This window comes from Pseudomonas sp. KU26590, assembly GCF_026153515.1.
Classification (GTDB): domain Bacteria; phylum Pseudomonadota; class Gammaproteobacteria; order Pseudomonadales; family Pseudomonadaceae; genus Aquipseudomonas.
Map to the genome: position 1 here is coordinate 3,117,151 of NZ_CP110644.1, position 25,187 is coordinate 3,142,337.

Here is a 25,187-nt window from a genome sequence, read left to right on the forward strand (position 1 = left end):
CGAAATGAATATGCCGTAACGCAATGAATAAGCTGAGAATATTCTGGATTAGATGACGATCTACCGGTCGTCGGCGCGTTGCGCAAATGGCTCCGTATGGGTGGAAACGTTTGCGTTTATCGAGTCGATTAGTGGAAGACTGACAATGGCCGCCGGGACGTGATCGATCTTGTTAAGCACATTCACCTGGATGCCCGACCGTTGGGCAGAGGCGCCTTCTTTAAATGACTGCAAACGATCCAGAACACGGCGTTTTTAAAAAAACGCCCACAAGGAGGCCAGCCAAATACTTGTTCGCTCATGTTGCAAAGGCTGTAAGGTGGTGAGTTACCACCGTACGAGGCTATTTCGCTCACCCAGGAAGCTCGCACTCCAGCCCCCCATTCCACCCACCGGTCCATCGTGTGGCGTGAATTCAGCAGGAGTTTGCTCATGGAAAAGCTTGGCACGCGTTTGAGAAAAGAGCGCAAACGGTTAGGCCTGACGCAAATCGCGTTCGCCAGAATTGGCGGCGTCGAACCTAACGCCCAGGGTCACTACGAAAGTGGCCATCGATCACCCAAAGCCGATTACCTCCAGCGCGTCTGCGACGCCGGCGTCGATATGCATTACCTGTTTTCCGGTAATAGCCTCATCGGTTTGGTGGACGGACTCGACGCCGACGATCGATCCTTGCCGACCAGGACGGTCCTGAGCAGTAACCGCGACGTCATTATTTCAAACCGCAACGCGGTTGGCATTCTGGGCACGCTGCACCAGAGCCTTGACGACACGACTCAAGTCATCGTCGACGTCGCCACCTGCTTCAGCACCCGCCACGTGGATAGCCGTGAAGAGCAATTTGCCGCCCAGGTGCGGGACTTTCAGGAAGACTCGCGACGCTTCATCGGCCTGGCCATGATGAAAGTCCAGCAAAGCGCCTGATCGGCAACGTCCGTTGCCATCCTGTCAGCGGTAATGAGCGCCGCTGTTCCCTTCACAGAACGCTGTCACAGAACGATCGCCGCCGCAGGCACGCCCGGCGTTGAGCCGAGCCATTCAAGGCTCTGCTTCAGGGGCATCGGGCGTGAGAACAGGTAGCCCTGAACCAGCGTGCAGCCCAGGGTCCGCAACGCCTCCAGCTCCGCTTCGGTTTCAACGCCTTCGCTGACGCATTGCAGATCCATGTCCTGACTCAGCGCCAGCAGTGATTTGACGATCTTGAAACTCGCGGCGTTCTGGTGGATGTCGGTGATGAACGAGCGGTCGATCTTCAGCTTGGTCAACGGCAGGGCGTGGAGCTGGGTCAGGCTCGAGTAGCCGGTGCCGAAGTCGTCCAGGGAAATGCCGCAGCCCAGTACACGGAACGCGTTGATCGCCCGTTGCGCTTGAACGAGGTCCTTGATGACGGCGGTTTCGGTGATTTCCAGGTCCAGCCGGGTGGCGTCGAAGCCGCTGCGGCGGATCACCTCGATCAACTGTTCGACGGCGTCCATCGACGAGCAGTCGTGGGCCGACAGGTTGAATGCCAGCCTGATATCGGCAGGCCACAACTGCGCAGCGTGCAGGGCCTTCTCAAGCAAGGTTGGCGTCAGTCGGTTCATCAACCCGATGCGCTCGGCCACCCCGATGAATTGCCCTGGCGCGACGTTGCCCAGCTTCGGGCTCATCCACCGGGCCAGTGCTTCGAACGCCACCGTGCGTGACGTGCGGATGTCGACGATCGGCTGAAACACCAGATTGAACTCTTCGGCGACGTTGGCCTGGCGCAGGCCCTGCTCGGTGAGCACGTCGCGCTTGAGGCGCTGATGCTGGCTGGAAGAGAACATGCACAGCTCGCCGGGTGTTTCGCGCTTGCTGGTGTAGAGGGCGTAATCGGCGAATTCGTAGGCCTCCGTCGAGGTGCTCGCCAGGTCGGGGAACACCACCAGGCCCATGGAGGCGCTGATGCTGACCTGAATATCGCCGATCACGAAGGGCTGGCGCATGGTGCGACACAGCGACTGGCCTTGTTTGATCAGCTCGCTTTCGTCGTCGGCCCTGACGATGATCAGCCCGAACTCATCGCCGCCCAGCCGGGCCACGTGCAACTGCTCGCTGGCAAACGCCCGCAGTCGCTGGCCCACCTGACGCAACAGTTTGTCGCCCACGCCGTGGCCATAGGAATCGTTGATCGGCTTGAAACCGTCCAGATCGATCATCCCCACCGCCAGCCGCGCATTGTTCTGCCGGGCGTGGTTCAGTTCACGGTCGAGCAGGTTGAAAAACTGTCGTCGGTTGGGCAGGCCGGTGAGGCTGTCTTCGTTGGCCAGCCGTTGGTTTTCATCGCTGAGCTTTTCCGTGCGTATCTGCATGTTCACCAGCCGGGTGAACTCGCCATAGTGGTTCTGCAGCACCACGATCATCGCCAGCGACACAAGGAGCACGTTGACCGCCATGGCGGTGTAGGTCGCGTTGCCGGCGGTGGCGAAAAACGCCACGAAGGCGATATTGACCACCGCAGTGGTCATCATTGCCGAGGACGGCAGGTGCATCAGGCAGAAGATGCAGACGACGACCGTGATCGCCATGTAGAAAGCCACGTGGGACTTGGTGTAGGTGTCGCCATAGGGAAACAGCAGCAGCGCCCATATCGTGAAGCCGAACGCGATGAACACCGTGAGCTGATTGGTGCGCGTGAGTTTTCTGAAGATCTGCGCGGTGGTGATGGGCTGACCCCGGCTCTGCCACCAGAGTACCGCTCGCAGGGCACCCACCAGGGTCAACAGCAGCGGGATGTAAACGGTCAGCCATACCGGAGCGATGCCGTAATGGGTGGCCGCCAGCGCGAGGGTGTTGATCAGCAGAATGACGTACATCATGGGCAGCTGTCTGGACAGCGCGATGTATTGCGCTTCCATCAGACGCGTATTGTCCTGCTGGACGCTGACCAGCGCTTTTAATCGATCGAGAGACGGGAATTTCATGACTGGGAACCCAACACGCGCAATGAAAAGAAACGGTAAACCCACAACTTGCAGTGCTGCAGAACTTTAGGACTGTTCCAGGATATCGGCGGGGGAATGGGTTTCTGTAACGCCAGACTCCCTGCACCGCGGGTGGTGTCACAGGCGCAATGCGTTCAAGCGGCGCTGCGACAGCGCCTGTTCACTGGAATCATTCGGCGTGGCCCCAGTCAATGCTATTAGCCACCTTCAATGACTATCAGAAAAAGGACCCCTTCATGTTTGCGCGCGGCGATGTTTATAACGAGTGGATGCAACTATCGGCGAGCGATGAGCACTATACCGAAGCGGCGGAAAACGGCTGTCAACTGGAAGTCCGGGCGCGTGCCAATGGCGATGCCGTCGAGGTTCTGGTGTGTGTTTATGCGGCGGACGGAGAAAAGGTGGTGGAGCACATGCAACGGCTGCCGGGGTCGGAATGGACTGTGGAGCAGGGGCTCGAACGAGGGCGCGATCACGCCGAGCGCATTGCAGCAGGCGAGTCCGTGGAGCTGCCGTTCGCCTGACTGCCTTTTTTTCCGGCCTGTGATGCTTGCTGGCGGTCATTCGCAAATCTGCCTGGGTGGGTGTTCAGGGTTGTCATGATGGCTCTCCGATATCCATTTTTGCGTGGCATCCAACATCGCTGACGGACCACTAATCCGATGGGCTTCGATAGTCAACCGTGAGAAGCATTGATGAGTTGCGGATGAGCGGAGCACAACCTTAGTTGTCGACGTCCTTGACCTATTCGAACGAATGAGTTGCGTCGTCTGATGCACTTAACGCATCTTTTTGGTGGGTGCAGGGCTCCAACTATCGGGTTAACACGCGTTAAGCCGCTCGTCCCGAAATGTGAAATCCCGGATGAACATCCGGCGGTTTCATAAGGTCAACTTTTGACCGGCGCGCTGTACGCCCGGTTTTATTCACATCCCTTGAATCAATGGGTTCATCGCCCAGTTATAACGCGGCACGAAGCCGCCCTTGAAAGCCTGAGGTTTCAATGAGGGAGACTTTCAATGCGGTTATCCCCTGAAAAGAAGTTGGCCTGTTTCGCCCCGACCCTTGCGCCGTTGGTCACGTTGGACAGTAGTGCATTGGGTTGTAGCGCGGGTGATGCTCCCGGCATCAATAGCCGATCCGCTGCGCCACAAGCCGATCCCTAGTTTGCAGCTTTACTCCCTGCGGTGAGTCAGTCGTCCACCCAAGATGGAAACCAAACAACGAAATCGACCCCGTGAACGAGATCAAGACCATGCAACATACCCAACACTACCGCATCGAATACCTTTTCCATGGCAAACCACGCTGGTTCTACGTGTGCGCCAAGCAAATGGACAACGCTGAGGCGTGGCACTGGGCGACAGTGGACGCCGGTGTGGCCGACATCCCCAAATACCGGATCGACAGAGCGATCAAACTGTCCAAGCCGAAGGCCGAGCGATTGGGGATAGATGCGGTGAGCTGGAAGCCGGCGTAAGTCAGATGCGATTCGCAAAGTGGGGACTGATTCATTTACGGTGAAGCGCTGTGAATGAATCAGTCCCCTGGCATCCCGTTAGTTATCGGTTGCCGATACTGGCCCCTTCCTGGCTAAAGCCGGTCCTGCAATGACCGCGCGCCCCGTAGGACCGGCTTTAGCCGGGAAGCTCTGCTTAGATGCGCTTCAAACATCGCATCACGGGAAAAAATCCTGCCGCTTAAAACTGGCTCTTCCCGGCTAATACCGGTCCTGCTTCACGTGCGCTCACAGGCATTGAAAAGGGACTGGCACTCCTTTGGGGACAAATTCATTTACGGTGACGCACGGTAAATAAATGAGTCTCCTACCAGGGAATCAGTCGCCTACCAGCGCAACTTCGCCCCACTTACCGGGTCAGCCATAAACCATCTTCCATACCCAGCACTGTCGGAGCCAGCCCATGAACACTCCCCCATCTCAGCCAGGCAGGGCACTGAAACGCGCGGTCACCGGGCCGATGCTCTTGCTGTTCATCCTCGGCGACGTACTCGGCGCCGGGGTTTACGCCCTGGCCGGGACGATCGCCGGTGAAGTGGGCGGGGCGATCTGGGTGCCGCTGCTAATCGCGCTGTGCTTCGCCATGCTCACCGCCGGCTCCTACGCCGAGCTGGTCACCAAATACCCCCACGCCGGTGCCTCAGCCGTGTTTGCCGGCAAGGCATTCAAGTCGCCCTTGATCTCGTTTCTGGTGGGCTTCTGCATGCTGGCGGCCGGGGTCACCAGCGCGGCGGGCCTGTCTCTGGCGTTTGCCGGTGACTACATGGCGCCCTTCATCGACCTGCCACCCCATGTCGTGGCGTTGATCTTCCTGGTGGTCATTGCCTTGCTTAACGCCCGCGGCATCAAGGAGTCCTTGTCCGCCAACCTGGTGATGACCGTGATCGAAGTGTCCGGGCTGCTGCTGGTGATCATCGCGGCCGCGTGGTTTTTCCGCTCCGGCGATGCGGACTTGTCCCGCGCCGTGCAAGTCAAGGAAGGCGTCAACCCTGCATTCGCCGTGCTCGGCGCTGCGTTGCTGGCGTTTTATTCATTCGTCGGCTTCGAGACCTCGGCCAATCTGGCGGAGGAGGTGCGCAACGTGCGCACCGTCTACCCCCGCGCGTTGTTCGGTGCGCTGCTGATCGCCGGGGCGATCTACATGGGTGTCGGTATCGCAGCCGCGACGGTCATGCCCATCGAGCAATTGGTCCACTCATCGGCCCCGCTGCTGGAAGTGGTCAAGGCCTCGCATCTCGGCATTCCATCGAAGCTGTTCGCCTTTATTGCGCTGGTGGCCGTGGCCAATGGCGCCCTGCTGACCATGATCATGTCCAGCCGTCTGGCGTACGGGATGTCGCGCCAGGGCCTGCTGCCCCGCGCGTTGTCGAACGTGCTGCCGGAGCGGCGGACGCCGTGGGTGGCCATCGTCGCGACGACAGTGGTCGCGATCATTCTGACCCTGACCGGCTCGCTGGCAACACTGGCGGAAACCGTGGTCCTGCTGCTCTTGTTCGTGTTTATCAGCACCAACCTCGCCGTGCTGGTCCTGCGCAAGGACACGGTCGAGGCTGACCACTTCCGCGTGCCGACCTGGGTGCCGGTGCTGGCGATCGTGTCGTGCCTGATCCTGCTGACGCAACAGAGTGCTGAAACCTGGCTGCGTGCCGGTGCGCTGATGCTGGTGGGGGTGGCGCTGTATTTCCTTGCACGAGTGGGCGGGACGCGGCCTGCGTTCACCACCCATCTGACGGACCCCGACGCCGAGTACTGATCTGGCGCGATCAAGATCGGCGGCGCAACGCCGTCGATCCTGTCCGGACCATTGAACACCTTGTCACCGGCCTCACTTCCTCGTCATTCCCCATCGCCATCATGCGCAAGAAGTTGCGCAGTCAATCCTCGATAACCACCTGCTCACCGCTTTGCAGGCCACGCCACTCGTGGCCTGCAAAGGAGTGCGCAAGAAGTTGCGCAGGGTTGCGCAACTTCTTGCGCACATTTCCCTGAATTCTTAACCGAACGCCCCCTTACGCCCCAAAAATCCCCTGCAAACCCTTGCGGCATAAGGACTACGCCTGTTCTGGCACGGCCCTTGATATCTCCGTCGTCCTCTGGATACGCGATCAACCCCGGTCAGTCGCGATGTCCAGACCGCGGAGAGCACCGCCGACGCCTGCAAAGGCGAGGCGGCTTGTTGTCCTTCCACGCATGCAGTCGTTGATCGTCCCCTTTGCATCGACGTCTGCCGCCACAGCGCATAAGGAACAAGGGATGTTCGCACCGGCCAACCAAGCCCCATTCAGCCTGACCCTCAACGGGCAGGACACTCTGTTTCAAGTGCTGTCTTTCACCGGCCGGGAGCGCCTCAACCAACCGTTTGAATTCGAGCTGGAGCTTGTCAGCGAAAAGGCCGCGCTCGACCTTGAAAGCCTGCTGCACGCCCAGACGTTTCTACAGCTGGCCGAGGACGGCACCGGCGTGCACGGACTGGCCTACAGCATCGCCCAGGGTGATGCCGGTAAACGCCTGACCCGCTACCGGATTTCCCTGCGACCGCAGCTGGCTTACCTGGCGCACCGGATCAACCAGCGCATTTTCCAGCAGATGACGGTGCAGCAGATCATCAGCCAGGTCCTGGAAGAGCACGGCATTCTCGCCATCGATTACCGGTTCCAGCTCGGCGCGACCTACCCCGAGCGCGTCTACTGCGTGCAGTACGACGAATCTGACCTGCATTTCATCCAGCGCCTGTGCGAAGAGGAAGGCATTCACTTCCACTTCCAGCACAGCGCCAAGGGCCATCTGCTGGTGTTCGGAGACGACCAGACGGTGTTCCCGAAACTGGCGCCGGTGCTCTATCAACAGGACACGGGACTGGTCGCCGACGCCCAGGTGATCAAGCGCTTCGGCCTGCGCATGAACACCCGCACCAGTCGCACCACGCGGCGTGATTACGACTTCACCAAGCCCAAGTTCCAGCTCGAAAGCAGCGCCGCAAGTGCGGCCGTCCCGGACCTGGAAGATTACGACTACCCCGGCCGTTTCGCCGATCGCGAACGTGGCCGGCACCTGGCCAATCGCGCCCTGGAGCGCCACCGCAGTGACTATCGCCTGGCCGAAGGCAGCAGCGATCAGCCCCGGCTGGTCAGCGGTCATTTTCTCGCCCTGACCGGACACGCCAACCCGGTATGGAATGACCTGTGGCTGCTGACCGAGGTCTTCCACGAGGGCAAGCAGCCGCAGGTGCTTGAAGAAGTGATCACCAGTGACGTCACTGACCTGAAAAGCGATTTCCATCAGGGCTATCGCAACCGTTTCAGCGCCACCCCGTGGGACGTGCACTACCGGCCACCGCTGGAGCATCCGAAACCGAAGGTGCTGGGCACACAAAGCGCCGTGGTCACCGGTCCTGAAGGCGAAGAGATTTACTGCGATCAGCATGGCCGGGTGAAGGTGCAGTTTTTCTGGGACCGTGAAGGCCAGCACAACGACAAGACCAGCTGCTGGATGCGCGTGGCCTCGAACTGGGCTAGCCAGAACTTCGGTGCGATCAACCTGCCACGGGTCGGCATGGAAGTCCTGATCACCTTCCTCGAAGGCGACCCCGACCAGCCCCTTATCACCGGTTGCCTGTACCACGGCGCCCATTTGCCGCCGTACAAGCTGCCCGATTTCAAGACCGTGGCCACGGTCAAGAGCAAGGAATACAAGGGCAGCCGCGCCAACGAATTACGCATCGACGACACCACCAGCGAGATCAGCATTGCCCTGCGCAGCGATCATGGCGCCAGTGCCATCAACCTTGGCTACCTGACCCATCCGCGGCCCGCCGGCGGCCAGCCCCGGGGCGAAGGTTTCGAGCTGCGCACCGACCGCCACGGCGCCGTACGCGCGGCCGCTGGCTTGTTGATCACCACCGAGCCGCGTCCCAACGAATCGAAGCACCACAAGGACCTGCCGGAAACTGCCGAACGCCTGGCCACTGCCGCCGATCAGCAGGACGGCTTTGCGCTGCAAGCCAAGGAGCTGCAGGCCCAGGAACCGGGGGATCAGGATGACGTCGCCAAAGCCCTGCACGCCCAGCATCAGGGGGTGCTCGGCAGCGGCCCGGCAACTAAAAGCGCCAACGAATTTCCCGAATTTACCGAACCGCATCTGGTCCTTGCCAGCCCGGCCGGCATTGCCCTGACCACGCCGCGTTCAAGCCACATCGCCACCGGTGAGCACCTGGCGTTGAGCAGCACGGGGCACACCAGCTTGTCCGTGGGTAAACGCCTCTTGGCCAGCGCCAGCCAGGGCATGCGCCTGTTTGTGCAAAGCCTCGGCTGGCGTCTGGTCGCGGCGTCCGGCGACATCGACGTGCGCGCCCTGAAGGACAGCATTAACCTGCTGGCCAAACTCAACATCACCGCCAACGCCGAGCGCATCACTCTGACCGCGAAAACAGAGCTGGTGATTCAGGGCGGCGGCAGCGCCACGACCTACAACGCCGCCGGCATTACCCACGTCACCACCGGCCCGTACACCGCACACGCCGCCAATTTTGCCTACACCTCGGCGAAAAACCTCGCGGGCGTGTTCCCCGAGCCACCGGAACCGGGTGAGGGCGACCTTCAGTTGTTCAACCAGTACGCGGGGCAGCAAGGCGTTCAGGGCGGCGGTTTTGAGGTGATCGATGCGCTGGGCAATCGCCTCAAAGGCGCCCTCGACGGCAAAGGTTTCGCCACCGTTCCCGGTGCCGCGCCGGGGCCGGGGAGGGTGGCCTTCGGCAAGGACCCGGCCGATACCTGGACCGACGGCAGCGTCATCGGCAAACCCGAATGGCCGGCCACGCCGCCGAGTGAGGGGGATCTTCCGGCGCAGTTAGAGGCGGCGGTGACTGAGGGGCTGCCGAGCAAGAACTGGGATGTTGCGCAAGTGATGACGACCGCGGTTGACGCTGGGGCGGCGGGTTCGGTTTTGCCGGCGCTGGCGACTGCCGCTGTGCCGATCGTTTCAAGCCTTCTGACTGGGGTGATCAAAAGCGCGAAGCTTGCGAACCTGCCCGTGCCGACGGTGGACCAGAGCATGCTTGAGCTGCCGGATCTGCTGGCCAGCGAGAAGCCGTCATAAGCGCGGGCATTGAGGGGAGCGAGCGATGCCCGGCGAGTCAGTCACTTATCGGGAGACGGACGCCCGTGTCAGCCTCAGGAGAGGGCGCGGGTTTGCCACGAATGACTTTGCCGCGCCGCTCGGCGATCTCCCGCGCCTGACCATCACGCTGCCCGCCGGTGCGCGCCTCGCTGATCAATGCCGGAATCAACGGCCCCTCCGGCAGATTTTTCCAGAATCGCGCCGGCAGATGGCCCTGCATGACTTTCGGATTGAGCCGCGCCGGATTGAAAATGTGGCTGTAGTAAGTCAGCCACAGATTGCCGTGGGGATCATCGGCGTTGCGCGCCAGCGCCTGCCACGCCTGCGGGCACACCGGCTGATAAATCAGCTGTTCGCCGTCATAAAACACACCGTCTTTAGGGGTTGCGATCATCCAGCGATGACGACCCATGCGCCCGATGAAATGCTCGCTGGCGGTGCGCAGAATGTCGTGGGCGGGTTCGTGCCAGGCGACGTATTCCGGCAGGCAGCTCATCTCCAGCAATGCCGCCTTGGCCGCGATGTCTTCGGCATTGTCGATCACCGGCAGCGCCACGAAACGCAGGAACGCATGCAGGTGATGGGCTTCGCGGCTGACCTGTTTCAAGCGCCGGTGCAGTTCGCTGCCCAGTTTGTCGCCGGCCATCATGGCCGTGCGATCACCGTGGCTGATCCGCCAGAGCACTTCGTACAACAGAGTCCAGCGTTGATCACCGCAGAATTGCGATGCGTTTTGCAGCAGCTCCAGTAGCTCCAATGGAATGCGCGCGCGAAACGGACCGGGTTCGTCAGGGTAATCCGTGTCGCTGGCGAACAGGTCGGCGTCCTGCTGCACGCTCCAGTTGACCTGATCCGGGTTGATCTGATGGCTCAGCAGCCAGCGTGCCTGCTGCCGCCAGGTGTCGAAGGAATCGGCGCAATCGAGAATGATCATCCCCACAATGCCATTTGCTGCGGCTGGGGTTTGTCGCGCAGCTGCTCGCGCAAATCGATGCTCGAGCTTTCGGCCTGACGCGGATGGTAGTCGCTGGTGATGATGAACGGTTTGGCCTTGGCCAGCACGCAGCGCAGCCGGGTCAGGTCTTCATAACGAATGCGACGTTGGCGGCGCAGCTCGACCAGACGTTTGGTGGTACGAAGGCCGATGCCGGGGATTCGCGCGATCATCGCCGGCTCCGCGCGGTTGAGGTCCAGCGGAAAGATGTCGCGATGCTCCAGCGCCCAGGCCAGCTTCGGGTCAATGTCCAGGGCCAGATGCCCCGGGCCTTGCAGCAACTCGTTGGCGCTGTAGCCATAGCTGCGCAGCAGGAAGTCGGCCTGATACAAACGGTGCTCGCGCATCAACGGCGGCGCGGCGTGGGGCACGCTTTTCGGGCTGTTGGGAATCGGGCTGAACGCCGAGTAGTAGACGCGCTTGAGGCGGAAATCGCCGTACAGCGATTCGGCGGTGTGCAGGATGGTGCTGTCATCGGTGTCGTCAGCGCCCACAATCATTTGCGTGCTTTGCCCGGCGGGGGTGAATTTCGGCGCTCTCGGCTCGTTGAGTACCGTCTGCTGACCGGTGTAGATCGTCTGCATGGCCTGCTTGATCGAGCCCATTTCCTTTTCCGGGGCCAGGGTTTGCAGGCCCAACTGGGTCGGCAGCTCGATGTTGACGCTCAGGCGATCGGCGTAGCGGCCGGCTTCTTCGATCAGCGCAGGGTCGGCTTCGGGGATGGTCTTGAGGTGGATGTAGCCACGGAATTCGTGGTCTTCACGCAGCAACTTGGCCACGCGGATCAGCTGCTCCATGGTGTAGTCCGCCGAGCGGATGATCCCGGAGCTGAGAAACAGGCCGCTGACGCAGTTGCGGCGGTAGAAATCCATGGTCAGGGTGACCACTTCCTCCGGACTGAAGCGTGCGCGCGGCACGTCGCTGGAACGGCGATTGACGCAGTACTGGCAGTCGTACAGACAGAAATTGGTGAGGAGGATTTTCAGCAGCGAGACGCAGCGCCCGTCCGGGGTGTAGCTGTGGCAGATGCCCATGCCGGTGCTCGAACCGAGGCCGGATTTGCCTTCGGAACTGCGTTTGGGCGCGGCGCTGCTGGCGCAGGAAGCGTCGTACTTGGCGGCGTCGGCGAGGATGCTCAGCTTGTCGATCAGCTGCATGGATTTTCTCGATACTGTTTTTATGTACAGTATCGAGTTAGCAGGGGATCAACAAGGGCCGATCGGATGGATGGCGGGTCGATCAACTGATGCGCTGTACCAATGCCTTCAATTCGCCAAAATCTTTGACGCGATGGAAGTTGGCGTTGCCCATGAACGCCGAAAAATCCGTGTCGCCATAACCCGCCACTTGCGCGCCGGCACCCAGTCCGGCCTCGACGCCCGGAATGCTGTCTTCCACCAACAGGCACTGAGTGGGCGGCAGGCCCAGCAATTCTGCGGCGTGTTCGATCAGGATCGGGGACGGTTTCCACGATTGCACTTCATAGGCGCTGACGATCAGGCCGTGGAACACGTCCAGCAGGCCGACGGTGCTCAGGCAGGTTTCGATCTTGCTGCGCGGGCCGTTGGACGCCACGCATTTGGGCAGCGAGAGGCTGCGCACGAACTCGACCGCGCCGGGCATTTCTTCCAGCTGTTCCTGCAGCAGTGGCAACGTGCGCGTGCGGAATTCCGTCTCGATGTCGTCGCCGGGCAGCCATGGATAATCGCGGCACAGGCCTTCCAGGCACAGTGCGAACTGCACGCCACGGAAACGTTGCAGTACTTCGTCGACGCTGAGCAAAACCTGGTGCGTGTTGAGGATGTCGCGCAGCAGGCCGGCGGCCAGCCGTTCGCTGTCAACCAGGGTTCCGTCGCAGTCAAAAATGACGCCGGCAATATTCAAACAGGGCTCTCCTTCTTTCTCGATCGGGTTGCTCGATCAGGTTGCTTGATCGGAATGCGTGTGCAGATGTCTGGAATCCGGGTAGGGGCCGTTCGACCGGCATTATCCAGAAAAGTTGGCGTCGATGTTCGGGCGCTGACTTACGGTACGGCGCATCCCGTCCATGGGGCGGGTGTGTAGTGCTTTGAATGGCCATGCGAGCAGGCCGACGGATACATCGTCGGGCCTGCACGTGAAGCGCCGGTTACAGCTCGACCGGCGTGACCAGCATCCCTTTTTCGAAATGACCACTGACGTTGGCGAACACCAGATCGGCCATGGCCTGGCGCGTTTCGTAGGTCCCCGAGCCGATGTGCGGCGTAAGCACCACGTTGTCCAGCTTCAACAGCTCGGCCGGCACGTTGGGCTCATCGTCGAACACGTCGAGACCGGCGCCGGCGATTTCCGAGGCCAGCAGTGAGGCCACCAGCGCCTTCTCATCGACAACCGTACCGCGGGCGACGTTGATCAGGAACGATTTGGGGCCCAGCGCCCGGAGCACTTGGGCGTCGATCAGGTGCTGGGTGTCGGGACCGCCGGGGACGATGACGATCAGGTAGTCCGAGTCCTGGGCCAAGTGCTCAAGGTTGTCGTAATGCGGGTAGAGCACATCATCATAGGCCCGACCACGGCGGAAATAGGCGATGTTCATCTCGAACGCGGCGGCGCGTTTGGCGATGGTCTTGCCGATCTTGCCCAGGCCGACGATGCCGCAGGTCTTGCCGCAGAGGTCATTGCCGAGGGGGAATTTACCGTCGGGCCACTGGCCGGCCCGCACGAAGCGCTCCGCTTCGCTGATGCGGCGCGAGACGCAGAGCATCAGCGCCATGGCGGTTTCGGCGACGGCGTTGTTGAGCACGTCGGGGGTGTTGCTCAGCTTGATGCCACGGCTGGCCAGGTAATGAGTGTCGACGGCGTCATAGCCGACGCCGAAGCTGTTGACCACTTCCAGGTTCGGCAGGCGGTCAAGGATGGCGTTGTCGGTGCCAAACACGCCGCTGGTAACGACGCCGCGCACCTTGTCCCCGTGCTGGTTGGCCCAGGCGTCGATGTCCGTGATGTCGGCGAGTTTGTGCACGCTGTAATCGCGCTCAAGATTGTGCATCAGCGAGGCATGCATCGGGCCCCAGACCAGAATGTCGGCTTTCTTTTCGCTCATTGTTTTCTCCTTTATCAGGCCAGATACGTTTCGGTACTCAGTACTTCGGCATAGGCAAAGCCCAGCGCGGACATGAATGCGGCGTGCACATGGGCCGCAGGCACCACACTGCCTTCGAACTCCAGGTCGCGGCTGGCGCACGCGTCATGAATCACTTTGACGGTGTAACCGAGGTCTGCCGCCGCGCGGGTGGTGGCGTCGATGCACATGTGGCTCATGGCGCCGATGATCACCAACTGCTCGACGCCCTTGTCCTGAAGCAGCGCCTGCAGCCCGGTTTCACGAAACGCGTTGGGGAAATGCTTGAGCACCACCGGCTCAGCCTCAAGGTTGAGGACTTTGGGGTGCAGCTTGGCGCCATCGGAGCCGGGGGCGAAGAAGGGGGCGTCGGCGCTGCCGGCCTCGTGGCGGATGTAAACAACGAAATCCCCGGCCTCCCGGGCGGCCTGAATCACCTTGGCGGCGTTGTCAGCGGCGGCGTCGGCGCCAACCAGCGGCCATTTTCCGCCGGGAAAGTAGTCATTCTGGATATCAACTACGATGAGCGCTGTGGTGGACATAAAGCCTTCCTTGTTCATGGGTTGTCGGGTGTGGACAGAGTATTACCACCTGAACAGAGCGGCGAGCAACGACAGCATCGTACGCTCAAGCACCGTCTTCCCGGCTGAAGCCGGTCCTGTTGAGGGCACGCAGTGTGACAGTGGAACCGGCTACTCGGAGTGACAGTGGGACCGGCTTTAGCCGGGAAGAGGCCAGCGTGTGCGACATCAATTTGCGGCGTGACGCCCGACGCTTTCCCGGCTGAAGCCGGTCCTGCAATTGAGGTCAGAGCAATTGAGGTCAGAGCAAGTCCCACTTTAGGAACCACAACCGGCCCCGTTTGAATCAGCGGCGCTTGTCGATGTCCATAAGCCGCCACCTTAGTTGAGTCACCAACGAGAAGACATGCCCGTGAATGGAATCAGCCGCCACCTCCATGCCCTAGCCAGCCTGATCCTGCTGACGCTGATTGCCGGCTGCAGCTCGCAACGCAGCCAGGAACCCGCGCCAGACCCCTCGGTGGTACGCCGTGAAATTGTGCGGTTATTGCCCGCCAGCGTCGCCGACCGGCAAGGCTGGGCCCAAGACATTCAGCGCGCCTTCGAAGCACAGAACATCAACCCAAGCGTTGAAAACCTTTGTTCCGTGCTGGCCGTGACCGAGCAGGAGTCGAATTTTCAAGTCGATCCGGCCGTCCCCGGCATGGGCAAGATCGCCCAGGACGAAATCGACCGCCGCGCCAGCAAGGCGCACATCCCCAATCTGTTGGTGCGCAGCGCGTTGGACATCCGCTCCTCAACGGGCAAAACCTACAGTGAACGCCTCAGTGCCGCCCGCACGGAAAAAGACCTGAGCGTGATTTTCGATGACTTTATCGGCATGGTCCCCCTGGGCCGGACCCTGTTCGGCAACTTCAACCCGGTGCACACCGCCGGACCCATGCAGGTCAGCATCGAATTTGCCGAGCGGCAGGCCCGGGATTATCCGTATCCGGTCGAGGGTTCCATTCGCCATGAAGTGTTCAGCCGTCGTGGCGGCATGTACTTCGGCATCGCCCACTTGCTGGGTTATCCGGTCAGCTACGACAAGCCGCTGTATCGCTTCGCCGACTTCAACGCCGGCTGGTACGCCAGTCGCAATGCGGCGTTTCAGAGCGCACTGGCGCGGGTGTCCGGCAAGCGTCTGGCGTTGGATGGCGACCTGATCAGCTACGGTTTCGGCCCGGCGCTGGGGCAGACCGAGCTGGCGGTGCGCAGCCTTTACCCGCGGCTGGATATGCGTAATACGACCATCCGCAGCCAGTTGGAGAAGGGCGAAACACTGGGATTCGAAGACACCAAGCTGTACGCGAAGATTTTCGCCATGGGCGACAAGGCCGCCGGCAAACCGCTGCCCAGGGCTATTTTGCCGGGCATCGTGCTGGAAAGCCCCAAGATCACCCGCACGCTGACCACGGCCTGGTTCGCGCAGCGGGTGGAAGAGCGGCGGGTTCGCTGCATGGCGCGGGCGTCGGGTTCTTTGAAGTGAGGGTGCGATCCATAAAAGCTTCCCGGCTAAAGCCGGTCCCACAAAGGCAGCAAACGTCGGTCCCACTGAAACACCGCCGCACTTGCAGGACCGGCTTTAGCCGCGAACGGGGTCATGACCTCCCACGCCGTTCGTCCAGTTCCGGGCACCCCGGGGCGGATCACTTATTCAGAAATAGAGGTGCGTCGCAGGTGATGCCTGCGCCGCCTTTCACTTTGCAGGAGGCACCGTTGTGAGCCGTGACACCGAAATACCGATCATCATCACCAGCAGCAACCCGCCCGTCGAAGAGCAGGCGGCGAGTGATCAGGTGGCCGACGCCATGCTGTTCGGCTCGCCAAAAGACCGGCTGAATTTCTACCGCAATGAAATCCAGTACGAAACGACCATCCTCTCCAACCGCACCAACGCCTACCTGTCCGCGCAGTCCTTTCTGGTGATCGCCTTCGCCTCGTCGATGGCCAACCTCAATCCAGAGTGGGGCAAGCTGTTCACGCTGGTGGTGCCGCCGTTTCTGACATTGCTCGGACTGATCAGCTCCATGCACGCCTGGCCGGGCATCCGCGCGGCGTACGAGATCATCGATCACTGGCATTTCAAGCAGGCCCAGTTGCTCAGCAGCCAGCCCGCCATGGGACTTGCCTATGACGACTCGCCCTTGTTCAGCGAGCATGAATCCAGCGAGAAGGGCTATCGCAAGTCCCTGATGTTTTCCATGCGCACGCCGTGGCTGTTCACGGTGTTCTGGTTTTTGCTGGGGGCGTTTTCGATCTACGTGCAGGTCGTCGGCAGCGTGTTTTAAGGCGCCGGCAGTTAACTGGCTAAAGAAACATGGGCAGCGGGGTGATGTTACCTTGACACCCAAAGGCGGCAGGCGTATTTCGTGTGCCCGGTTCGCGCGGGTTGCAGCGGCTGCCATCCCATGGGCCAGACAGCTTCTTGGTCCACACCTTGCAACAAACTGCCGCGCAACATTCTGCGCCGTTTTTTTGACCCTTTCGCATATTTCACAGGCCTGCTCACGTCGACTCATTCTAATTCTCGACCTGCACTCACTGGAGCCACCCTCATGGCAGCACTGCAACAAATCACCGTTGACGCCCTCAAGCGCTCCGAAGCCCAGCTGGCCGTTCAGTGGCACGCCGACCTGGAAGCCAGCGGCGCAACGCGCAATCTCAAGCCCGAGGAAATCCGCCAGCAAGTCGCCGACTTCCTGCGCCTGCTGACCTCGACGCTGGAGAAGGGTGGCTCTGCCAATATCACCACCGCCGAGTGGGATGACGTTCGCCACTTCCTGGAAAAACTGTCCAGCCAGCGCGCGCTGGCCGGTCAGGATTCCCAGCAGACCGCCAGCTTCATCTTCGCCCTCAAGGGCCCGCTTTTCACCCAACTGCAAAATGCCTTCGCCGACCAGCCGTTGCTGATTGCCGAGCAAGTGCTGCAGATGTCGGAACTGCTCGATGGTCTGGGTCTGCACACCATCCGCACCTATCAGAAGTCCCGTGAAGCGGTGATCAAGCGTCAGCAGGAAGAACTGCTCGAGCTGTCCACGCCGGTGGTCAAACTGTGGGACGGCGTTCTGGCGCTGCCGATGATCGGCACGCTGGATTCGCAACGCACCCAAGTGGTCATGGAATCGCTGTTGCAGCGCATCGTCGACACCGGCGCGGAAATTGCCATCATCGACATCACAGGCGTGCCGACCGTCGACACCCTGGTTGCCCAGCACCTGCTCAAGACCGTCACGGCGATCCGCCTGATGGGCGCCGATTGCATCATCAGCGGCGTGCGTCCGCAGATTGCCCAGACCATCGTGCACCTGGGTCTGGACCTGCAAGGCGTCGTGACCAAAGCCAATCTGGCCGATGCCCTCGCGCTGGCCCTGCGCCGTCTCGGCGTCACACTCACCAAGGCGGTATGAGCCCATGGAGCGCATCCCGATTCTGCAGATGGGCGACTTTCTGCTCGTGACCATCCAGGTAGACATGCACGACCAACTGGCGCTGACGCTGCAGGATGATTTGTCCGAACGCATCAGCCGCACCTCGGCGCGTGGCGTGCTGATCGACATCTCCGCGCTGGACATGGTCGATTCGTTCATCGGCCGGATGATCGGCATGATCTCCGGCCTGTCGCGGATCATGGACGCTGAAACCGTGCTGGTCGGCATGCAGCCCGCCGTGGCGATCACCCTGGTGGAACTGGGCATGACCCTGCCCGGCGTCAGCACGGCGCTGAACGTCGAGCGCGGCATGAAGCTGCTGCGTGAGCGAGCCTATTCCCAATGACCGTGCGCAGCAGCGGCACTCAGCCCATCCGCATCGAGCAGGATGTCGTGTTGGCCCGGCAGACCGCGCGCAAGCTGGCTCAGGAATGCGGCCTGCGCCTGATCGACCTGACCAAGCTGGTCACGGCGGTCAGCGAGCTGGCGCGCAACACCATGGTCTACGGCGGCGGCGGTGACATGGACTGGCAGATCATCGAAGACGGCCTGCGCGTCGGCCTGCGCCTGACCTTTCGCGACGAAGGCCCCGGTATTCCCGACCTCAAGCTGGCGATGACCGACGGCTGGACCTCCGGCGGCGGCCTTGGCCTGGGCCTGACCGGCGCCAAGCGGCTGGTGGATGATTTCGAGCTGGACACCGCACCCGGTGCGGGCACGCGCGTGACGATCTGCAAATGGACGTGAACCTGCACAGCCACCTGACCCAGGTGTTGTCGGTGGAGGATGTCAGCCAGGTGGGCCATGCCCGGCGCACGGTGCAGCGACTCGCCGAGCAGGCGGGTTTTGACGAGACCGATTGCGGCCGCGTCGCGCTGGTGGTGACCGAGCTGGCCAGCAATATCATCAAGCACGCGCAGCATGGCGAGCTGCATGTGCGCCTGCTGCCGGGCGACGTCTCGGGTGGCGTGGCGGGCGTCGAGATCATTGCCATCGACCGGGGCAAGGGTTTTGACGTGCAGAACTGCATGGCTGATGGCTTCTCCAGCCGTGGCACCCAAGGTATCGGCCTGGGTTCGGTGCTGCGTCAGGCACAGGTTTTCGACGTGCACAGCGACCCGCGCGGCAGCGTGCTGCTGGCGCGGTTCTTTCCGCGCAAAGCGATCGTCAAAGACCTGCCCATGGGCATCACCCAGCAGTCGCTGCACGATGACCCGGCCTGCGGCGATGTCTGGGAAGTCGCGGTCAAGGGGCAGCAGGTGTCGATCATGATGATCGACGGCCTCGGTCACGGCCCGGAAGCCGAAGAAGCCGGCATGGCCGGTGCTCGGGCGTTCATTCGCAACCCTTTTGCCGACCCCGGCGCGCTGCTGGACGACCTGCACTTCGACATGCGTGGCAGCCGTGGCGGCGCCGCAGCGCTGGTGCAGTTCGACGGCGCGACAGGCAAGCTGCGTTTTACCGGCATCGGTAACATCGGCGCGACCCTGATCGGCGATGACAAAAACCGTGGCATTCCATCGCACCCCGGGATCGTCGGCTTGCAATACCGCAAGGTTGCCCCGATCGACTACGCCGACTGCACCGGGCAGTTGTTGATTATGTTCAGCGACGGCCTGCAATCGCGTTGGAATCTTCGCGATTACCCCGGTCTGATGTACAGACACCCGGCAATCATTGCAGCGGTATTGCACCGCGATTACAGCCGTGGCACGGACGATGTGACGGTATTGGTGATGGCTCTGGAGACGTTCAATGACTGACAACAACGCCCGTGGGACCCTCGAGGGTGCCGCCGTGCTCGACGTCGAGACCCGGCTGGAGCTTGAACGCTTGCGCGCTGAAGCCGAGTCGCTGCGTTCAGAACTGGATGAAACCAATCAGGGCGTGCTGGCCCTGTACGCCGAGCTTGAAGATCAGGCCGACCAGCTGCGCGAGGCGTCGGACCTCAAGAGTCGCTTCCTGTCATACATGAGCCACGAATTCCGCACGCCGCTGGGCTCGATCCTGAGCATTGCCAGCCTGCTGTCCGATGAGCTGGACGGCCCCCTGAGCCCTGAACAGCATAAGCAGGTCGCCTTCGTCAGCACCGCCGCCCGTGAGCTGAGCGACATGGTCGACGACCTGCTGGACCTAGCGAAGATAGAAGCCGGACGCATCAGTATTTCGCCGGCGTGGTTCGACATGTTCGATCTGTTTTCGGCCCTGCGCGGCATGTTCCGGCCTATCGTCGACACCTCGGCCGTTGACCTGATCTTCGAAGAGCCGACGGGTCTGCCGAGGCTCTACACCGATGACCAGAAGCTGGCGCAGATTCTACGCAACTTCATTTCCAACTCCCTGAAATTCACCCAGCGCGGCGAAGTGCGCGTCTCGGCGCGGCTGGAGTCCGATGACTCGGTTCGCTTTGCGGTGACCGACACCGGCATCGGCATTCCCTCGGAACTGCATGGCGCGCTGTTCGAAGATTTCACTCAGGTCGACTCGCCGCTGCAAAAACGCCTGCGCGGGACAGGGTTGGGCCTGTCGCTGTGCAAACGCTTCGCCGAATTGCTCGGTGGCCGGGTTGGCGTGGACAGTGAACCCGGCGTGGGCTCGACCTTTTATGTGGTGATCCCGTTGGCCCTGGCCCAGGGGCCTGCCGATGAAGCCTGAAACCCGGCTGCTGATCGTCGATGACAACACCGCGACCCGCTACGCTCTGCGTCGGCGCATGGAACGTCAGGGCTTTTTGGTGTCCGAAGCCGGCACCGGAACCGAAGGCCTGGCGCTGATCGCCGAGCGACTCCCCGACGCGCTGATCCTCGACGTCAACTTGCCGGACATGAGCGGCTTCGACATTGTTCGCCAGTTGCGCGCAGCGCCCCGCACGGCGCTGTTGCCGGTGGTGCATGTGTCGGCGGCGTCGATTCAGACCGGCGATATCGTGACCGGCCTGGAAGCCGGCGCGGACGCCTATCTGGTGCACCCGGTCGACCCCGACGTGCTGCTCGCCACCCTGCGCACGTTGCTGCGGGTGCGTGACACCGAGTACGCGCTGCGCGACAGCGAGGAGCGTTTTCGCGAGATATTCGCCAACGTCTCGGCGCCGATTGCGGTCATGGACGGCAGCCTGAAAGTCCACGAGGCCAACCACGCCTTTGCCCAGCTGCTCGGTCAAGGCGCCGATGAGGGGTCGGTGCTGCGCAGCTTCAGCGAAGACCAGGGTTCGGCGCTGGACGGGCTGCGTGAAGCGCTGGAAGCGGGCGAGCGCTGGATGGGCACCCTGAGCATGCGGGTCAAGGGTGAAACGCGCGACACCGAATGGCAGGTGTCGCCGTACAGGATCAGCGGCATGAGCCTGGTCTTCATTGAGGACGTCACCGAGCACCGCCGCCGCGAGCAGTCGCACCTGCAGCAACTGGACTCGGTCAACACCCGGTTGGCCCATGAAGTCGCCGAGCGGGCGCGGACCGAAGAGCAACTGCTGCAAGCGCAGAAAATGGACGCCATCGGCAAACTCACCGGCGGCATCGCCCACGACTTCAATAACCTCTTGACGGGTATCGTCACCGGGCTTGAGCTGATCAAGAAACGCACGGAAGACGGCCGCACGGAAAAGGTCATGGCCTATGCCGATGCCGCCCTGGCGTCGGCAAAAAGCGCCTCGGCACTGACCCATCGTCTGCTGGCGTTCGCCCGCCAGCAGCCCCTCGACACGCGCGCTTCGGACGTCAACCAGTACGTGCGTTCCCTTGAGGACCTGCTGGGCCGCACCATCGGCAAAGGCATCTGCCTGAGACTGGAGCTGACCTCGCGCAGCGCCGTGGCGATGGTCGACGCGGGCCAGCTGGAAAGCGCCCTGCTTAATCTGGTGATCAACGCCCGTGACGCCATGCCGTCGGGCGGCAATATCTGGATCAGCACCTTCGAAACCTATTCCCAAGGCCATTCGCGTATGGCGGATGGGGCGTACATCGCCCTGACCGTGCGCGATGACGGCCTCGGCATCGAGCACCACTTGATCGACAAGGTGTTCGACCCGTTCTTTACCACCAAGCCGATCGGCCAGGGCACTGGCCTGGGCCTGTCGACCATCTACGGTTTCGCCCGGCAGTCGGGCGGCGACGTGCAGATTCGCAGCGTCGTCGGCCACGGCACCGAAGTGACGTTGATGTTGCCGGCGGCGGACGAGCAGAGCGTCGAACCCCAGCCGCCCGCTGCCGTTGCGGCGCAGGGGGCAGGGGAGCACGTGCTCATCGTCGAAGACACGGCGTCGGTGCGCATGTTCGTCAATGAAGTGCTCACCGATGCCGGGTACCGCTGCACCCCGGTCGCCGACGTCGGCACGGCGCTGTCGTGCCTTGAGCACGACGGCACCATCGACCTGTTGCTCACCGACGTGGGCATGCCCGAGATGAATGGCCGCGAGGTCGCCCAGCGCGGTCGCGGGTGGCGTCCTGACCTGCCGGTGCTGTTCATGACCGGTTATGCCGAGAACGCGCTCAACCGCCAGGATTTTCTCGGTGAGCGCATGGACATGATTCTCAAGCCGTTTCAGCTGGTGGAGTTTCTGTCGAAGGTGCGCGCCATGCTGGATGCCTGATGTGAATGGATGGTTTTTTTCGCTAATCAGTGACTTTGAAGTGTTTGAGGCAGCTGGTTTTTGTTACCGTGTAGCCCATTCCCACCCGTGCCGTCCTTTGGCACACCTGCCGACGCCGTTTGCTCAAACGTTGAAGGTTGAAGGAGCAAAACCTTGACCCTCACCGATGACGTCCTTCAAAGCGCGATAGACCAGTGCGCGCGCGAGCCGATCCAGATTCCCGGGAGCATTCAGCCCCAGGGCTTTCTGCTGGTCATCAATGAGGCGACCTCGACCGTCATTCAGGTCAGTGCCAACGTCAGCGACTGGCTGGGGCTTGATCCGCAGTCGTTGATTGGCGCAACGCTGTCCGGCGTGTTCGCCGAACACGAGCGACTGCTCCAGCGCTTGCAGGCGCTGCCCGATGAGGAGCAAAACCCCTTCCACCTGGGTGAAGTGCGCTTCCTGCAGGGTTCTAGGGCCGGTCAACCGATGACCATGATGGTGCATCGTCATGATCAGGTGCTGATCGCCGAGTTCGAGCCGGCCGGGGACATGAGCGCCGCCTACGGCAACGTGTATCCGCTGATGCGCGGCTTCATCAGCCAGATGAATGAGCTGGAAACCATCGACGCGCTGTGTCAGCGCGCGGCGGCCGAGGTCAAGCGCATTACCGGTTTCGGCCGGATTCTGGCCTACCATTTCGACGTCGATGGCAACGGCCTGGTCAGCGCTGAAATAGCCGATGACGGCTATGAAAGCATGCTCGGCCTGAGCTTCCCGGCGTCCGACATTCCGGCCCAGGCACGGGCGATGTATCTGGCCAACCGTATTCGCGTCATCGAAGACGCCAACTACCAGGCATCACCGCTCATACCCACTCACAATCCACTGACCGGCGCACCGCTGGACCTGACCTTCGCCACTCTGCGCGCGGTGTCGCCCGCGCATTTGCAGTACATGCGCAACATGCAGACGCTGGCGTCGATGTCGATCTCCATTGTGGTTCGCGGGCAGTTGTGGGGCCTGGTGTCCTGTCACCATGCCACGCCCCGGCGGGTCAGTTTCCAGACCCGCACCGCGTGCGAACTGCTGGGCAGCCTGCTGTCGCTGCAAATCGAGAGCAAGGAAGCCCACGTCGACAACCAGCGCATGCTCAGCCTGCGCCGGCAGATCGTGCAGATGCTGGCGGCCATGGCCGACCTCGACAGCGTGACCGGCGGCCTGCGCTCCATGCCCCAGGTGTTGCTGGATTTTGCGGGCGCGACCGGCGCGGCGGTGATCTCCGGCGCCAGCGTCGATGTCTACGGAGACACGCCCGATCGTGAGCAGCTGGTGAAACTCTCCCAGTGGCTGGGCGACCGCGATCCCCATGGCGTCTTTCGCTCGGACAACGTCAGCCGCGACATTCCCGAGCTGCCTGCGCTGGCGACCTCGGTCAGCGGCGTGCTGGCGACGACGATCTCCGAGCTGCATTCCAATTTCATCATCTGGTTCCGGCCCGAGCTCACGCGTGTGGTGAACTGGGCGGGCAAACTTGAGAAGAACATCGGTCCGACCGGCTCCCTGAGTCCGCGTCACAGCTTCGCCCTGTGGGAACAGACCGTGAGCGGCTTTTCCAGTCCGTGGAACGACATGGTCTGCGAAGCCGTGCTCGAGCTGCGCACGGCGGTGCTGGGCATCGTGCTGCGCAAGGCTGAAGAAATGGCCGCACTCGCCGATGAGCTGAAGAAGTCCAACAAGGAGCTTGAAGCGTTTTCCTACAGCGTTTCCCATGACTTGCGCGCCCCGTTGCGACACATCGCCGGTTACGCCGAGCTGTTGAGCGACGTTGAAGGCAGCAAGTTGTCCGAACGTGGCGTCCGTTTTCTGGAAAACATCACCGATTCGGCACGGTTCGCGGGTACGCTGGTCGACAATCTGCTGAGCTTTTCGCAGATGGGCCGGTCGGCGATGCGCTTTTCCGACGTTGACCTGAATGCCATGGTCGAGTCGATCCGCCGGGAAATGCTGCCCGATTATGAAGGCCGTGCGCTGGAGTGGAAGATCAAGGAACGCCTGCCGGTGGTGATCGCCGACGCCGCGTTCCTGCACCTGGCCATGCGCAATCTGTTGTCCAATGCGATCAAGTACACCCGCAACCAGGACGCGGCGGTGATTGAGGTCGGCAGTTACGAGGAGGACGGCAAGGTGGTCGTGTACATCCGCGATAACGGTGTCGGCTTCGATATGGCGTACGCCGGCAAGCTGTTTGGCGTATTCCAGCGCCTGCACCGCATGGACGAGTTCGAAGGCACCGGCATCGGCCTGGCGAGCGTCAGGCGGATCATCGAACGCCATGACGGCACCGTATGGGCGCACAGCCAGCTGGGCCATGGCGCCACCTTTTACTTTGCGCTGCCAAAGCGCGGTTCGACTGTAACCCTTTGAGTGTCGAAGGAGACGCCCAATGCTTAAACCCATTCTTCTGGTGGAAGACAATCCAAACGATCTCGAGCTGACCCTTGTCGCTCTTGAACGTAGCCAGTTGGCCAACGAAGTGATTGTGCTGCGTGACGGTGCCGAAGCGCTTGATTACCTGCTGCGCCGCAACCAGCATCACGACCGTGTGGCAGGCAACCCGGCGGTACTGCTGCTGGACCTCAAACTGCCGAAAGTCGACGGCCTTGAAGTGCTCAAAGCCATCCGTGAGACCGAGGAGCTGCGCAGTATTCCCGTGGTGATGCTGACGTCCTCGCGCGAGGAGCCCGATTTAGATCGTGCGTACTCGTTAGGGGTGAACGCTTACGTGGTCAAGCCGGTCGAATTCAAGGAGTTTGTCTCGGCGATCTCGGATCTTGGCGTGTTCTGGGCAGTCCTGAACGAGCCACCACCGGGTTCCCTGCGACTCGCCCGTCGCCCAGGCTCCTGATTCAGGCGCTTGCCGGCCTGCGTAAAC

21 protein-coding genes are annotated in these 25,187 nt (G+C 61.7%); 15 read left to right on the top strand and 6 right to left on the bottom strand.

What is annotated here, in order from left to right:
- The first annotated feature begins 432 nt into the window (after positions 1-432).
- Positions 433-924, top strand: a complete 492-nt coding sequence (locus OKW98_RS27340; RefSeq protein ID WP_322114145.1) for a helix-turn-helix transcriptional regulator — start codon at positions 433-435, stop codon at positions 922-924.
- A gap of 65 nt (positions 925-989) precedes the next feature.
- On the opposite strand, the gene OKW98_RS13605 is transcribed toward OKW98_RS27340, so the two are convergent.
- The gene (locus OKW98_RS13605) at positions 990-2,945 is read right to left on the bottom strand and encodes a putative bifunctional diguanylate cyclase/phosphodiesterase (RefSeq protein WP_265385202.1); all 1,956 of its coding nucleotides are present in this window, start codon (positions 2,943-2,945) and stop codon (positions 990-992) included.
- A 212-nt stretch (positions 2,946-3,157) separates the two neighbouring features.
- On the opposite strand from OKW98_RS13605, the gene OKW98_RS13610 reads away from it, so the two are divergent.
- From OKW98_RS13610 to OKW98_RS13625, 4 genes are all read left to right on the top strand, one after another.
- A complete protein-coding gene (locus OKW98_RS13610; protein ID WP_265385203.1) occupies positions 3,158-3,490 on the top strand; it encodes a hypothetical protein in 333 nt (110 codons plus the stop codon).
- Between the two features lie 731 nt (positions 3,491-4,221).
- Positions 4,222-4,446 carry a DUF6555 family protein gene (locus tag OKW98_RS13615; protein WP_265385204.1) on the top strand — a complete coding sequence of 75 codons (225 nt, stop codon included), beginning with the start codon at positions 4,222-4,224 and terminating at the stop codon, positions 4,444-4,446.
- Positions 4,447-4,888: 442 nt separating this feature from the next.
- Positions 4,889-6,238, top strand: a complete 1,350-nt coding sequence (locus OKW98_RS13620; protein ID WP_265385205.1) for an APC family permease — start codon at positions 4,889-4,891, stop codon at positions 6,236-6,238.
- Between the two features lie 500 nt (positions 6,239-6,738).
- Positions 6,739-9,579 (top strand): type VI secretion system tip protein VgrG, encoded by a 2,841-nt coding sequence (locus OKW98_RS13625; protein ID WP_265385206.1) that lies wholly within the window; start codon positions 6,739-6,741, stop codon positions 9,577-9,579.
- Positions 9,580-9,616: 37 nt separating this feature from the next.
- Here OKW98_RS13625 and OKW98_RS13630 read toward each other — a convergent pair whose 3' ends face one another.
- The 5 genes from OKW98_RS13630 to OKW98_RS13650 form a co-directional block, all read right to left on the bottom strand.
- Entirely contained in the window at positions 9,617-10,534 is a 918-nt protein-coding gene (locus tag OKW98_RS13630) for a TIGR03915 family putative DNA repair protein (RefSeq protein ID WP_265385207.1), read from the bottom strand.
- Positions 10,531-11,751 (bottom strand): putative DNA modification/repair radical SAM protein, encoded by a 1,221-nt coding sequence (locus tag OKW98_RS13635; RefSeq protein ID WP_265385208.1) that lies wholly within the window; start codon positions 11,749-11,751, stop codon positions 10,531-10,533. Before OKW98_RS13635 ends, OKW98_RS13630 begins: the two co-directional genes overlap by 4 nt.
- An 82-nt stretch (positions 11,752-11,833) precedes the next feature.
- On the bottom strand, positions 11,834-12,478 hold the full coding sequence (locus OKW98_RS13640; protein WP_265385209.1) for an HAD family hydrolase: 645 nt from the start codon (positions 12,476-12,478) through the stop codon (positions 11,834-11,836).
- A 244-nt stretch (positions 12,479-12,722) separates the two neighbouring features.
- Positions 12,723-13,676, bottom strand: coding sequence for a 2-hydroxyacid dehydrogenase (locus OKW98_RS13645; protein WP_265385210.1), 954 nt, complete (start codon positions 13,674-13,676; stop codon positions 12,723-12,725).
- 14 nt (positions 13,677-13,690) lie between these two features.
- The gene (locus tag OKW98_RS13650) at positions 13,691-14,236 is read right to left on the bottom strand and encodes a cysteine hydrolase family protein (protein WP_265385211.1); all 546 of its coding nucleotides are present in this window, start codon (positions 14,234-14,236) and stop codon (positions 13,691-13,693) included.
- A gap of 385 nt (positions 14,237-14,621) precedes the next feature.
- Between OKW98_RS13650 and OKW98_RS13655 the strand changes: the two genes are divergently transcribed.
- From OKW98_RS13655 to OKW98_RS13700, 10 genes are all read left to right on the top strand, one after another.
- Positions 14,622-15,743, top strand: coding sequence for a DUF1615 domain-containing protein (locus OKW98_RS13655; RefSeq protein WP_265385212.1), 1,122 nt, complete (start codon positions 14,622-14,624; stop codon positions 15,741-15,743).
- 250 nt (positions 15,744-15,993) lie between these two features.
- Complete coding sequence (locus OKW98_RS13660; protein WP_416148467.1) at positions 15,994-16,545, top strand: hypothetical protein; 552 nt, start codon at positions 15,994-15,996, stop codon at positions 16,543-16,545.
- 267 nt (positions 16,546-16,812) lie between these two features.
- Positions 16,813-17,664 carry an STAS domain-containing protein gene (locus OKW98_RS13665; RefSeq protein ID WP_265385213.1) on the top strand — a complete coding sequence of 284 codons (852 nt, stop codon included), beginning with the start codon at positions 16,813-16,815 and terminating at the stop codon, positions 17,662-17,664.
- Positions 17,665-17,668: 4 nt separating this feature from the next.
- Positions 17,669-18,031, top strand: a complete 363-nt coding sequence (locus tag OKW98_RS13670; protein ID WP_037010489.1) for an STAS domain-containing protein — start codon at positions 17,669-17,671, stop codon at positions 18,029-18,031.
- Positions 18,028-18,432, top strand: coding sequence for an anti-sigma regulatory factor (locus tag OKW98_RS13675; RefSeq protein ID WP_265385214.1), 405 nt, complete (start codon positions 18,028-18,030; stop codon positions 18,430-18,432). Before OKW98_RS13670 ends, OKW98_RS13675 begins: the two co-directional genes overlap by 4 nt.
- Complete coding sequence (locus OKW98_RS13680; protein ID WP_265385215.1) at positions 18,423-19,448, top strand: ATP-binding protein; 1,026 nt, start codon at positions 18,423-18,425, stop codon at positions 19,446-19,448. The genes OKW98_RS13675 and OKW98_RS13680 overlap by 10 nt, the downstream gene beginning before the upstream one ends.
- The gene (locus OKW98_RS13685) at positions 19,441-20,340 is read left to right on the top strand and encodes a sensor histidine kinase (protein ID WP_265385216.1); all 900 of its coding nucleotides are present in this window, start codon (positions 19,441-19,443) and stop codon (positions 20,338-20,340) included. Before OKW98_RS13680 ends, OKW98_RS13685 begins: the two co-directional genes overlap by 8 nt.
- Positions 20,330-22,270: a response regulator gene (locus OKW98_RS13690; RefSeq protein WP_265385217.1), complete on the top strand. Its 1,941-nt coding sequence runs from the start codon at positions 20,330-20,332 to the stop codon at positions 22,268-22,270. The genes OKW98_RS13685 and OKW98_RS13690 overlap by 11 nt, the downstream gene beginning before the upstream one ends.
- A 153-nt stretch (positions 22,271-22,423) precedes the next feature.
- Positions 22,424-24,679 (top strand): ATP-binding protein, encoded by a 2,256-nt coding sequence (locus OKW98_RS13695; RefSeq protein ID WP_265385218.1) that lies wholly within the window; start codon positions 22,424-22,426, stop codon positions 24,677-24,679.
- Positions 24,680-24,698: 19 nt separating this feature from the next.
- Positions 24,699-25,160 carry a response regulator gene (locus tag OKW98_RS13700; protein ID WP_265385219.1) on the top strand — a complete coding sequence of 154 codons (462 nt, stop codon included), beginning with the start codon at positions 24,699-24,701 and terminating at the stop codon, positions 25,158-25,160.
- Positions 25,161-25,187: the final 27 nt, after the last annotated feature.